The sequence below is a fragment of the Pseudonocardia sp. SID8383 genome (assembly GCF_009864975.1).
GTDB lineage: Bacteria > Actinomycetota > Actinomycetes > Mycobacteriales > Pseudonocardiaceae > Pseudonocardia > Pseudonocardia alni.
Genome location: NZ_WWFY01001233.1, coordinates 1 through 12,092, shown reverse-complemented (window position 1 = coordinate 12,092; position 12,092 = coordinate 1). Strand labels below are relative to the sequence as shown.

Genomic DNA, 12,092 nt, shown 5'->3' with positions numbered 1-12,092 from the left:
GCTGCCGCGCCGCGGTGACCTGCAGGTCCGCGGGCTCACCGCCGCCTGGCCCGGGCCGGGACCGGACGGGCGCGGCCGCACCGTCCTGCACGGGGCGGACCTCGACGTCGGACGCGGGGAGGTCGTGGCGCTGGTCGGTGCCAGCGGGTCGGGCAAGTCGACGCTGGCCGCGGTGCTGTTCCGGTTCCTCGACCCGCGCGCGGGGTCGGTCCGGCTCGACGGGCACGACCTGGCCCTGCGCCCGCCCGACGAGGTCCGTGCGGTGGTCTCCGGGGTACCCGCCGACCCGCACGTGTTCGACTCGACGGTCCGGGAGAACCTGCGCCTGGCCGCCCCCGACGCCGACGACGCCCATCTCATCGACGTCCTGCGCCGGGTCGGGCTCGCCGGCCTGGCCCTCGACGACGAGGTCGGCGCGCACGGCGCCCGGCTCTCGGGCGGGATGCGGCGACGGCTCGCGCTGGCCCGCGCGCTGCTCGTCGACCCCGCGGTGCTGGTGCTCGACGAGCCCACCGCGCACCTCGACCCGGACACCCGCGACGCCGTCCTCGACGACCTGCTCGCCGCTGCGGCGGGCCGGGCCGTGCTCGTCATCACCCACGACCCGGCGGTGCTGCCGCGGGCCGACCGGGTGTACACGCTGCGCGACAAGAGGGTTCACCTGCGCAGCGGGGCTGCGTGCGGCCCTCGCGAACCGCGGCCCTACTCTGCTCCGAACGTCCGATAGCGGGCCCCGGCCGGCTCCGGGCGTTCGCGAGGTTCTCTCAGTCGGGTCACAGGAGCCCCCTGACACGCTGGGAGCACCTCGCCGGGACACCGTCCCGCGCAGGAGTGCAGGAGTCAGTACGAGCCCGCGCGCGCCACGGCATCCGCCCGGCGCCGCGTCCGGTCAGAACGTGAGGTCACCAGCCCGTGCGAGCGTCACGCCGTCCCTCCCCGACGACGTCCGGACCGAGGTCCCCGTCGCGGCCCCCCCGGTTCCGGCCCGGCCTGCGCCGGACCCCGGCCCTGGCCCTGCTGCTCGCGGGGGTCCTGGCCCTCGCCGCCTGCACCTCGGGGACCGGCGGCACCACCACCGGTGACGCCGTGCCGTCGTCGGCGCTGGAGGCCTCGGCGAAGGCCGTCGACCTGAACGGCTGGCGCTGGGACGAGCAGCCGGGCCCGATGGAGATCGGGGTGACCCACACCCAGGACAGCCTCGACGACACCGAGCCCGCGCAGGCCCGCCAGCGCGGCGTCGACATCCTGTCGAGCCTCGGGCAGGAGTACCAGAACCACCACCTCATGGGCTTCGGCACGCTGAACCCCGAGCCCCGGCCCGGCGAGTTCGAGTGGGGCTCGCTGGACCGCCGGATGCAGCTCACCGAGGAGACCGGCGGCAAGGCGATGCTGACGCTCTGCTGCTCCCCGGACTGGATGAAGGGCGCGCCGCGCGACAGCGGCGCCACCCGCTGGGACCGGCTCGAGAAGGCACCGCTGCCCGAGCACTTCGCCGATTTCGCCAACCTCGCCCGTGAGGCCGTGCAGCGGTACCCGCAGGTCGACCGCGTCCTGGTGTGGAACGAGCTCAAGGGCTTCTACAACCAGGCCGAGAACCGCTGGGACTACGAGGGCTACACGAACTTCTACAACCAGGTCTACCAGGCGGTGAAGTCCGTCCGGCCCGACGTCCAGGTCGGGGGCCCGTACGTCGTGATGAGCAGCGTGCCGGTCGACTCGGGCGACGCCTCGGCCATCCGCGGCCCCTGGGGCGCGCTCGACCAGCGGCCGCTCGACGTCCTGGACTACTGGCTGAAGAACAACGTCGGGGCGGACTTCATCGTCGTCGACGGCTCCACCACCAACCGCGGCCAGCAGGATGCGATCTCACCGGTCGACGTCGGCGCCGAGAAGTTCTCGGTGATCGACCGCTGGATCCAGGAACGGACGCAGCTCCCGATCTGGTGGGCCGAGTTCTACGCCAACGTCCCCGCCGACGCCCAGGCCGGTTTCGCCTCCCCCGCCAGCGCGGTCTCGACGATCGCCGCCCTGCAGGCGATGGCCCGCTCCGGCACCCAGGGCTCGCTGCTGTGGGGTCCCGAGGGCAGCAACTCGCTCGAGTACTCCTCGCTGTGGACCCCCGCGACCGACGAGAACGGCGGTCAGCCGACCCCGCTGACCGAGGCGTGGCGCTGGCTGGTGCCCAGGCTCCGTGAGGGCACCGTCGAGCTGGGCCGGGCGACCGACGGCTCGTCGCTGGGTGGTTTCCGCGCGGCGGACGGCTCGGTGCTGCTCGTCAACTTCTCCGCGGACGCCGTGCCGGTCTCCGGCCAGGACGACATCCCCGGCTGGGCGATCGTGCCGATGACCAGCAGTTCCTGACCCCCGCGACGACCGACGGGCCGGCACCGCAGCAGCGGAGCCGGCCCGTTCGTCGTGGGTGGGTCAGGCCTTCGGGCCACCGGCCACGTAGATGACCTGGCCGCTGACGAACGACGAGCGCTCGTCGACGAAGAACGACACGGTCTGGGCGATGTCCTCGGGCGCGCCGGGGCGCTGCACCGGGATCTCCTTGGCCCGGGCGGCCTTGAACTCCTCCCAGTCCACGCCGATCCGCTCGGCGGTCGCCTTGGTCATCTCCGAGGCGATGAAGCCGGGGGCGATGCAGTTCGCGGTGACGCCGAACTTGCCGAGCTCGATCGCGAGGGTCTTGGTGAAGCCCTGCATGCCGGCCTTCGCCGCGGAGTAGTTCGCCTGGCCGCGGTTGCCCAGCGCCGAGGTCGAGGAGAGGTTCACGACCCGGCCCCAGGCGGCGTCGACCATGTGCTTCTGCACCGCGCGGGTCATCAGGAACGCACCGCGCAGGTGCACGCCCATGACCGCGTCCCAGTCGTCGACGGTCATCTTGAACAGCAGGTTGTCCTTGGTGATACCGGCGTTGTTGATCAGCACCGTCGGGGCGCCGAGGCGCTCGGTGACCGCGTCGACGGCCGCGGCGACGGCCCGCTCGTCGGCGACGTCCGCACCGAACGCGGCCGCGGTCCCGCCGGCGGACTCGATGGCCTCGACGGTGGCCTTCGCGGCCGACTCCTCCAGGTCCAGCACCGCGACCTTGTGCCCGTCGGCGGCGAGCCGGATCGCGGTGGCGGCCCCGATGCCGCGCGCCCCACCGGTCACGACGGCGGTCCTCTGCTGCTGGGTCATGTCTCTCCTCGCTGATCGACGGTGATCTCCGGGTGTCTCCCGCCGCCGATCGTGTCACCACCTACCGCAGAGTCACATCGCGGCCCGTGCGACATCGCTCACCCCCGTTCGGAGGCGCCGGGTGCACTAGCGTCGAGGTGTCCGTTCCCGACCAGGAAGGATTTTCATGGCCGTCGAGCGTTCCGAACCGACCTACCGGCTTGCTCTGCCGGAACCCACGACCTCGTTCGAGCAGGACGCGGAGTACTGCGTGCTGGACCTCGGACACGGGTGGACCGAGTACCGCTTCCACGACTACGACGAACTCTTCAAGATCCCGGGCCTCTACGAGAAGCTGTTCTACGACATCCTGCAGTGCCAGTCCCCGGCCGTGGTGGCCGGTGCGCTGGCCGAGCAGCTCGACGCCGTCGGCGTCGACCCGTCCGGGCTGCGGGTCCTCGACGTCGGCGCCGGCAACGGCATCGTCGCCGAGGAGCTGCGTGCCCGCGGCGTCGGCAAGGTGGTGGGGATCGACATCCTCCCCGAGGCCCGCGACGCCGCCGAACGGGACCGCCCGGGGGTCTACGACGACTACCACGTCGTGGACCTCACCGACCTGGACGAGGAGACCACCGAGACCATCGCCGCGGGCGGTTTCGACGCCCTGACCTGCGTCGCCGCGCTCGGCTTCGGCGACATCCCGCCCGCGGCGTTCCGCGCCGCGTTCGACATGGTCGCGGTCGACGGCTTCGTCGCGATCACCCTGCGGGACGACTTCCTGAGCGACGGCGACACCTCCGGGTTCGCCGGTCTCATCTCCTCGATGCTGGCCTCCGGCGAGCTCGAGGAGCTCGGGTCGACCGTCTACCGGCACCGGCTCGCGACCAGTCGCGACCCGCTGCTCTACCGGGCCGTCGTGGCCCGCAAGCGCCGCCCGCGCGGCTGACCCCGCGCGTTCGCACCGGTCCGCGACGCGTCGGCCGGTGCGAACGCGCCGCGGCGAGATCTTCCGGTCATTTCGGGTTAGGTAAGCCTCGGTTATTGTCCCGATGTGCATCGACGACTGATCCTCCTGCTGGCCCTCGTGGGCCTGCTCACCGCCTGTACGTCCGGCGGTCCCGGCCCGACGGACGCCCCGTCCACCGCCGACGGCGCGTTCCCCGTCCGCATCGACCACGCCTTCGGCGCCGCGGAGATCCCCGCCCGCCCGCAGCGGGTCGTCGCCCTCGGCGTCACCGACGCCGACCCCGTCCTCGCCCTGGGTGTGACCCCGGTCGCCGTCGCCTCCTACACCTTCTACCAGGAGACCGGCGGGCTGGGTCCGTGGGCCCGCGGGCTCGTGCAGGGTGAGGCGCCGCAGGTCCTCACCGAGCCCGAGCCGAACCTGGAACGGATCGCCGCGCTGCGCCCGGACGTGATCATCGCGCTGTCCTCGGGCATCGACCGGGCCGCCTACGACCGGCTGACCGCGATCGCGCCGGTCGTCGCCCGTCCCGCGGGCTCCATCGCGTTCGGGGTGAGCCGCACCGACCAGATGCGCGCCGTCGCGACCGCGCTGGGCGAGACCGCTCGCGGCGAGGAGCTGATCCGGACCGCCGACGCCGCGTTCGCCGACGCCGTCACCGCCCACCCCGAGTTCCGCGGGAAGGTCGGGGCGACGGTGCTGCCCTTCGACGGCACGTACGGCGCCTTCACCGCCGCCGACGCCCGCGGCCAGTTCATGACCGGTCTCGGTTTCGCGCAGCCACCGGCCATCGCCGAGCGCGACGACCGGCAGAGCTTCTACGTCGAGGTCTCCTCCGAGCAGGCCGGTCTGCTCGACGGCGACGTGCTGGTGATGCTGGCCGACGAGGGCGCCGCGAAGCAGCAGGTCGACTCCGACCCGGTCCTGCGCCAGATCCCGGTCGTGGCCCGCGGCGACATGGTCGTGCCCGACGCCGACACCCGCGGGGCGATGACCTACAACAGCGTGCTGTCCGCGCCGTACGCCCTGGAGCGGCTCGTCCCGCAGCTCGCCGAGAAGCTCGCCGGCTGATCCGGGTTAGGGTCGCGGCGTGACTCTGATGGAGCGGTTCCGACTGGACGGCCGGGTCGCCGTCGTCACCGGTGCGTCGTCCGGCCTCGGTGTGGCCTTCGCGAAGGGCCTCGCCGAGGCCGGTGCGGACCTCGTACTGGGCGCGCGGCGGGTCGACAGGCTGGCCGACACGGTGGCCCTGGTGGAGGCGGCGGGCCGGCGCGCGGTCGCCGTCGCCACCGACGTGGCGAAGCCCGAGGACTGCCGGGCGCTGGCGCAGGCCGCCGTCGACGAGTTCGGCCGGCTCGACGTGCTGGTCAACAACGCCGGGATCGGCACCGCCGTCCCGGCCCTGAAGGAGACCCCGGAGCAGTTCACCGGGGTCGTCGACGTCAACCTCAACGGCTCGTACTGGATGGCGCAGGCCTGCGCGGCGCACATGGGCGCCGGGTCCAGCATCGTCAACATCTCCTCGGTGCTGGGGCTCACCACCGCGTCGCTGCCGCAGGCGGCGTACTCGGCGTCGAAGGCCGCCATCGTCGGACTCACCCGGGACCTGGCCCAGCAGTGGACCGGCCGCCGGGGCATCCGGGTCAACGCGGTCGCGCCCGGGTTCTTCGCCTCGGAGATGACCGACCAGTACCAGGACGGCTACCTGGAGCGGATGACCGAGCGGATCCCGATGGGCCGCAAGGGCGACCCGGAGGAGCTGACGGCGGCGGTGCTGTTCCTCGCCTCCGAGGCCGGTGGCTACGTCACCGGCCAGACCTGGGCCGTCGACGGCGGCATCACGATCACCTGACCGACCGCGCAGGCCCGGGGGCGCCGCACGGCGCCCCCGGGCCTGCGCGGTCAGCTGCGGGGCACGTCGTCGGACCGGGGGGTCAGGCCGGAGGCAGGCACGAGGTTCCAGCGCTCGAGCGCCGCCCGGACCTGCTCGGCGGCGTCGATGTTCAGCGGGCCCGAGGTCCACAGGGCGTAGGGCAGGTTCAGGAACCGGTTCTCCCTCACCGCCGGCAGGTCGCGGGTGTCGGGACGGCTCTTCAGGATCGCGACCTTCTCGGCGAAGGTCTGCGGCGGGTAGTCGACGAACAGGAACGCGGCGGGCTGTGCCGTCGCGACCCGCTCCCACGAGACCGTGGTCCAGGTGTCGTCGACGTCGGAGAGGGCGTTGCGCGCCCCGGCCGCCTCGATGATCGCCTGCGGGGCGCCGAACCGGCCGCTGGAGAAGGGGGTGTCGGTGCCGCTGTCGAACAGGAACACCGTCGGCGGTGTCGCGGCCCTCGGTGCCTTCCCGAGCGCGTCGAGCCGGGTGTCGAGGTCGGCGACGACGCGGTCGGCGTCGGCGGTGTGCCCGGTGATGGTGCCGAGGTTCTGCAGGTCCTCGCGCAGCGCCGTCCAGGGGTCGACGATGCCGCGGGCGCTCTGCCCGTCGGCCTGGCGGCAGGACTCGGTCAGCACGTACGGGGCGATGCCCTGCTCGCGCAGCCGGGCCGGGGTGAGGTTCTTCGCCTCGCTGTAGCCGTAGTTCCAGCCGGCGACCATCACGTCGGGGTCGCGGGCCAGGACGGTCTCCAGGGTCGGGTACTCCGGCGCCGCCTGCGCCAGGCCGTCGACGGCGGCGCCGTAGTGGCGGCGCAGCGTGTCGGCGTCGCGCTGCATGCTCGACACCGCGGTGACCCGGTCCTGCGCGCCGAGCGCCAGGAGCATCGAGATCATGTTGCCGTCGTTGACGAACAGGCGCTGCGCCGGCGCCGTGAACTGCGCGGGGGCACCGCAGTTCTGCACGGTGACCGTGCCGGCGGGGTCACCGGCTGCGGCGGGTGCCGGGGCGGGCGCCGAGCAGGCGGCGAGGACGACCACCCCCGCGGCGAGGACGGCGGACAGGCGTGGCGGACGGGTCACGAGCTCTCCCTGAGCGAGTCGAACACGAGGCGGGACCGCCCGGTCACCGGATGCGTGACGCGGGCGGCGGCGACCCCGAAGACCCGAGAGACGGTGTCGGGGTCGAGGTCGGACACGGCCGGGAGGGCCCGGCCGTCGTGCAGGACGACGAGGCGGTCGCACCAGCGGTCGGCCAGGTCGAGGTCGTGCAGGCTCACCACGACGGTCCGGCGCAGCGACCGGACCAGCTCCAGCAGGCCCAGCGCGTGGCGGACGTCGAGGTGGTTGGTGGGCTCGTCGAGCACCAGGACCCCGGCGTCCTGGGCGAGGCCGCGGGCGAGCAGCACCCGGCGCCGTTCACCGCCGGAGAGCCGGTCGACCGGGCGGTCGGCGAGACCGTCGAGCTCGACCACGGCCAGCGCCGCGGTGACCGCGGTCCGCTCGACCGCGTCGCCGCCCGCCCACGGCGGCCGGTGCGGCACCAGGCCGAGCGCGACGACCTCCCCGGCGCACAGGTCGGGGGGCAGGTCCTCCTCCTGGCCGACGAACGCGATCCGCCGGGCCCGCTGCCGGGCCCGCAGCGCGGTCAGCGGTGTGCCGTCGAGCAGTACGCGCCCCGCGGCGGGCTCGCGGATCCCCGCGAGGGCGCGCAGCAGGGTGGACTTGCCGCTGCCGTTGGGCCCGACGACGCCGAGCACCTCCCCCGGCTCGACGGCGAGGTCGACCCCGGTCAGGACGGTGCGGCCGCCGAGCACGCAGGTGAGCCCCTCCGCACGCAGGCTCACGCCGGGCTCCCGGCGGTCCGGTAGCGGCGGCGTCCCATCAGGATCAGGAACACCGGGGCGCCGATCAGCCCGGTGACCACGCTCAGCGGCATCTCGGTGGGCCGCACCGCGATCCGGGCGGTGACGTCGACGACGAGCAGGAACAGCGCGCCGCCCAGCGCGGTCACCGGCAGCAGCACCCGGTGCCGGGACCCGACGAGCAGCCGGGCCAGGTGCGGCACGACCAGGCCGACGAAGCCGATCGCCCCGGACACCGCGACGAGCACGCCGACCGCGACCGCGCACACGGTGAACAGCGCGGCCCGGGCGGCGGTCACCGGCACGCCGAGTGCGGCCGCGGTGTCGGGCCCGGCGGTGAGCGCGTCGAGCCAGCCGCTGAACGCCCCGAGCAGCACCAGCAGGAGCGCCACGGTCACCGCGGGCACCGCGACCCGGTCCCACTGCGCCCCGGACAGGCTCCCCAGCAGCCAGAACAGCACGGACTGGGCGGCGGCCGGGTCGCCGGAGCGGAAGACCAGGTAGCTCGCCGTCGCCGAGAACGCCGAGCCGAGCACGGTGCCGGTGAGGATCAGCCGGATCGGGGTGATCCCGCCCTGGGCGACGGCGATCGCCCCGACGAGCGCCCCGGCCGCGAGGGCCCCGAGGAGCGCGCCGGTGAACAGCGCCCAGGTGCCGAGCGCACCCAGCACCCCGGTGGTGATGACGGCCGTGGCGCCCACGCTCGCGCCGGAGGACACCCCGAGCAGGTAGGGGTCGGCGAGCGGGTTGCGCACGAGGGTCTGCACCCCGGCGCCGGCGAGCGCGAGGCCCGCGCCGACGATCGCGGCGAGCAGCGAGCGCGGCATCCGCAGGTCCCGGACGATCGTCGAGACGGGGCCGGGCCGGTCGTGCAGCACCGCGTCGACGACCTTCGCGACGGGGAGGACCTCGGCGCCGAACGCGAGCGAGCCCACGAGCGCGACCGCCAGCAGTACGGCGAGTGCCGCGGTCACGGTCGCGGACCGCACCGCCCGTCGCTCGAACATTTGCACAGTTCATCATGTGATGGCTGGAGATGGGATGCGGGAAGGATCACCGCGCGGGATGCAGCCGTACCGGTAACGCGGCGAGCCGCGCCCCGACCGGCCCGCCCGGGTGCACCTCGACGAGCCCGGACACGGGACCGGCGGGACGAGCGTCGGGGAACCTGTCCCGCAGCACCTCCAGCACAGTACGGAGCTCGAGGCGGGCCAGGTGCGCACCGGCGCAGAAGTGCGGGCCGTGCCCGAAGGTCAGCGGGTGCCCGACGACCGGGCCGGCGTCGATCCCCCGGACGTCGACCAGCACCGGCGCCCCGGCGGGCAGCGGCACACCGTCGAGGTCGGCGACTGTCCGGGCGAAGCGCCACAGCGAGAACGGGGCGGGCGGGTGGACCCGCAGCACCCCGGCGACCAGCGCGTCGAGCTCCCCGGCGGTGCGGTCGGCGAGCCCGGGGCCCAGGGCGTGGGCGACGACGTACCCGAGCGCGGCGTCGGTGGTGAGCTGCCCGGCGAACACCAGCCCGAAGACGAGGTAGCCGACCTGGGCGTCGGTGAGGTCGGGCAGCGCCGCGCGCAGCCCGGCCGCGACACCGTCGCCGGTCCCGTCGGTGACCGTGGCCGTGCCGATCGCCTGCAGCCGTCCGAACGCCGCTCCCGCCACCGACGGGTCGGGACTCCACATCGCCCTGCAGGCGGCGACGGCGTCATGCGGCGAGCGTGACCGTCGACGCGGACACCTCCGGTCCTCAGTCGAGCAGCACCGTGCGCAGGTCGAGGCGGCGCAGGACCCGGTCGACGGCGTGCGGGTCGACACCGGGCTCACGACGCGCGGCCAGTACCTCGGTCCGGGCGGCGGCCAGCGCCGAGGCCTGGGCCTCGGCGACGGCGGTGCGGGCCTTCTTCACCGCCGCGATCCGGGACCGCTCCTCCTCCGAGGGCGTCTCCCCCGACAGCACCCGCTCCAGCCGCTCGACCCGCTCCCGCATCGCGGTGCCGACCTCCTCGGGCAGGCCCCGCACCGTGCGTTCGAACTCCAGGGTCGCGACGGCGGCCCGGCGCGCCCGCAGCACGATCGCGCGTTCGGCACGCTCCTCGGCGTCGGCCTCGTCGTCGATGTCGAGGGCGCGGACCAGCGTGCCGAGGGTGAAGCCGGGCACGAGCAGCGTCACGAACAGCACCGACACGGCGATGAGGACGAGCTGGTCGCGGGCGGGGAACGGCGCCCCGGACGCGGTCTGCAGCGGCAGCGACAGCGCGAGGGCGAGCGTGGCGAGGCCGCGCATGCCGCACCAGGACAGCAGCACCGCCTCGCGTCCGGTGAGCGGAGCGGCGCCGGCCGCGGCGGCGTCGTCGGCGCTGCGGGACAGCAGCCGCCAGGCGACGACCATCCACAGCACCCGCACCGCGACGACGACCACGCACACGACCGCCGCGTGCGCGAGCATCGTCGGCAGCTCGTCGCCCGCGGCGAGCACGACCTGGCGCAGGTCGAGTCCGATCAGGCCGAACGCGAGCCCCGTGACCAGCAGCTCGACGACGTTCCACAGCGAGGACTGGGTGAGCCGCTCGGCGGCCTCGTCGGCGTCGGCCCCGGCGCGCAGCTGCAGCGCGAGCACGACGACGGCGATCACCCCGGACGCGCCGAGCTCGTCGGCGGCCAGGTAGGTCGCGAACGGCAGGACCAGGGTGAGCGCGCTGCGTCCGGTGGCGTCGGTGAGCCTGCCGAGCACCCGGCGCGCCAGCCAGGCCACACCCAGTCCGATGAGGACCGCGCCGGCGGCACCGAGCACGAACCGCAGGCCCAGCCCGAGCGGGCTCAGCTCGTCGCCGGAGACGGTCGCCAGCACCGCGGCCTGGAACACGACCAGCGCGGTGGCGTCGTTGAACAGGCCCTCGCTCTGCAGCACCGCCACCACCCGGCGCGGGATCGGGACCTGCCCGGCGACGGCCTCGACGGCGACCGGATCCGGTGGGGCGACCATCGCCCCGAGCGCGACGGCGGCGGTGAGTGCGAGCCCCGGCACGAGCAGCCAGACCGTCCCGGCGACGGCGGTGGCGGTGACCAGCACCAGGCCGACGGCGAGCAGCGCGATCGTCCGCCTGCGCGCCCGGAACAGCGCCCACGACGTGCGCTGCGCCGTGGCGAACAGCAGCGGCGGCAGGAACAGCGGCAGGATCAGCTCGGGGTCGATGACGAATGCGTCGGGCAGCCCGGGCAGCAGCGCGACGACCACGCCGAGGACCACCATCAGCGCGGGCCAGGGCAGCCGGAGCCGGTCCCCCACCCCGACCAGGACGACCGCGGCCACCATCAGCCCGACGAGCACGAGCAGCATCTCCACGGACCGACACCCTGCCCTCCCCGCGGCCGGACGGCAGCCGACGCGCCGTGCCAGGATCACGGCGAGACCCACCGCCACCGATCCGAGGAGGTCCGCCCCGTGCCCCGCAACCCCTACGACGAGCTGCCCCCGGTCCCGTCGTTCACCCTGACCAGCACCGACGTGAACGACGGCGCCGCGCTCGCCACCCCCCAGCTGTCCGGTATCTTCGGCGCGGGCGGCGAGGACGTCTCGCCGCAGCTGTCCTGGTCCGGCGCGCCGGAGGGGACGCAGTCCTACGCCGTCACCTGCTACGACCCGGACGCCCCGACCGTCGCCGGGTTCTGGCACTGGGCGGTGTTCGACGTGCCGACCTCGGTGACCTCGCTGCCGTCCGGCGCCGGTGACGACAGCGGGTCCGGCCTCCCCGAGGGCGCGGTCCAGCTGCCCAACGACGCGAGCCTGGCCCGCTACCTGGGCGCCGCGCCGCCGCCCGGGCACGGCCCGCACCGGTACTACTTCGTGGTGCACGCGGTCGACGTGCCCACGCTGGACGTGCCCGCCACCGCGACGCCCACCTTCCTGGCGTTCACCCTGTTCAGCCACACCGTCGGCCGCGCCGTCCTGGTCGGGACGCACGCGAACCTGAGCTGAGGCCGCCGGCGTGGACACGGACGCGGAGCTGGACCGGCTGTACCGGGTCCCGCCGGAGGACTTCGTCGCCGCACGCGACGACGCCGCCGCCCGTGCCCGCGCCGACGCGGACACCGACGCGGCCCGGGAGATCGCCGCCGCCCGGCGGCCGACGCGGGCCGCGTGGCTGGCGAACCTGCTGGTCGACGACGCCCGCGACGAGGTCGAGGGGCTCCTGGCGTTGGCCCCGGTGCTGGCCCACGCCCAGCGTTCC

At 74.5% G+C, this 12,092-nt stretch carries 13 protein-coding genes; 7 read left to right on the top strand and 6 right to left on the bottom strand.

Annotated features, from left to right (window positions below; all coding sequences use genetic code 11):
* Together GTW08_RS30110 and GTW08_RS30105 are read left to right on the top strand one after the other, a co-directional pair.
* Positions 1-727 (top strand): ATP-binding cassette domain-containing protein (locus tag GTW08_RS30110; RefSeq protein ID WP_161152866.1); only part of this gene is annotated, 727 nt, incomplete at its 5' end.
* Between the two features lie 185 nt (positions 728-912).
* Positions 913-2,361, top strand: coding sequence for a GH39 family glycosyl hydrolase (locus tag GTW08_RS30105; protein WP_083658302.1), 1,449 nt, complete (start codon positions 913-915; stop codon positions 2,359-2,361).
* 63 nt (positions 2,362-2,424) lie between these two features.
* On the opposite strand, the gene fabG is transcribed toward GTW08_RS30105, so the two are convergent.
* The gene (gene fabG, locus GTW08_RS30100) at positions 2,425-3,183 is read right to left on the bottom strand and encodes a 3-oxoacyl-ACP reductase FabG (RefSeq protein ID WP_073574928.1); all 759 of its coding nucleotides are present in this window, start codon (positions 3,181-3,183) and stop codon (positions 2,425-2,427) included.
* 166 nt (positions 3,184-3,349) lie between these two features.
* Between fabG and GTW08_RS30095 the strand changes: the two genes are divergently transcribed.
* The 3 genes from GTW08_RS30095 to GTW08_RS30085 all read left to right on the top strand — a co-directional run bounded on the left by GTW08_RS30095 (position 3,350) and on the right by GTW08_RS30085 (position 5,978).
* Positions 3,350-4,108, top strand: a complete 759-nt coding sequence (locus GTW08_RS30095) for a class I SAM-dependent DNA methyltransferase (RefSeq protein ID WP_073574929.1) — start codon at positions 3,350-3,352, stop codon at positions 4,106-4,108.
* 105 nt (positions 4,109-4,213) lie between these two features.
* A complete protein-coding gene (locus tag GTW08_RS30090) occupies positions 4,214-5,197 on the top strand; it encodes an iron-siderophore ABC transporter substrate-binding protein (RefSeq protein WP_073574930.1) in 984 nt (327 codons plus the stop codon).
* A gap of 19 nt (positions 5,198-5,216) precedes the next feature.
* Positions 5,217-5,978 carry an SDR family NAD(P)-dependent oxidoreductase gene (locus GTW08_RS30085; RefSeq protein WP_073574931.1) on the top strand — a complete coding sequence of 254 codons (762 nt, stop codon included), beginning with the start codon at positions 5,217-5,219 and terminating at the stop codon, positions 5,976-5,978.
* Between the two features lie 50 nt (positions 5,979-6,028).
* Here the strand turns inward: GTW08_RS30085 and GTW08_RS30080 are convergent, their stop codons facing one another.
* From GTW08_RS30080 to GTW08_RS30060, 5 genes are all read right to left on the bottom strand, one after another.
* Complete coding sequence (locus GTW08_RS30080) at positions 6,029-7,081, bottom strand: ABC transporter substrate-binding protein (RefSeq protein ID WP_073574932.1); 1,053 nt, start codon at positions 7,079-7,081, stop codon at positions 6,029-6,031.
* The gene (locus tag GTW08_RS30075) at positions 7,078-7,845 is read right to left on the bottom strand and encodes an ABC transporter ATP-binding protein (protein WP_073574933.1); all 768 of its coding nucleotides are present in this window, start codon (positions 7,843-7,845) and stop codon (positions 7,078-7,080) included. Before GTW08_RS30075 ends, GTW08_RS30080 begins: the two co-directional genes overlap by 4 nt.
* Entirely contained in the window at positions 7,842-8,870 is a 1,029-nt protein-coding gene (locus GTW08_RS30070) for a FecCD family ABC transporter permease (RefSeq protein WP_073574934.1), read from the bottom strand. The genes GTW08_RS30075 and GTW08_RS30070 overlap by 4 nt, the downstream gene beginning before the upstream one ends.
* 46 nt (positions 8,871-8,916) lie before the next feature.
* Complete coding sequence (locus GTW08_RS30065; RefSeq protein ID WP_139282746.1) at positions 8,917-9,546, bottom strand: cytochrome P450; 630 nt, start codon at positions 9,544-9,546, stop codon at positions 8,917-8,919.
* Positions 9,547-9,610: 64 nt separating this feature from the next.
* Positions 9,611-11,200 carry a Na+/H+ antiporter gene (locus GTW08_RS30060; RefSeq protein WP_202417909.1) on the bottom strand — a complete coding sequence of 530 codons (1,590 nt, stop codon included), beginning with the start codon at positions 11,198-11,200 and terminating at the stop codon, positions 9,611-9,613.
* Positions 11,201-11,305: 105 nt separating this feature from the next.
* On the opposite strand from GTW08_RS30060, the gene GTW08_RS30055 reads away from it, so the two are divergent.
* Positions 11,306-11,839, top strand: coding sequence for a YbhB/YbcL family Raf kinase inhibitor-like protein (locus GTW08_RS30055; RefSeq protein ID WP_073574937.1), 534 nt, complete (start codon positions 11,306-11,308; stop codon positions 11,837-11,839).
* 10 nt (positions 11,840-11,849) lie between these two features.
* Positions 11,850-12,092, top strand: a 243-nt coding sequence (locus tag GTW08_RS30050; RefSeq protein WP_202417907.1) for a hypothetical protein, incomplete at its 3' end; no start/stop codon positions are given.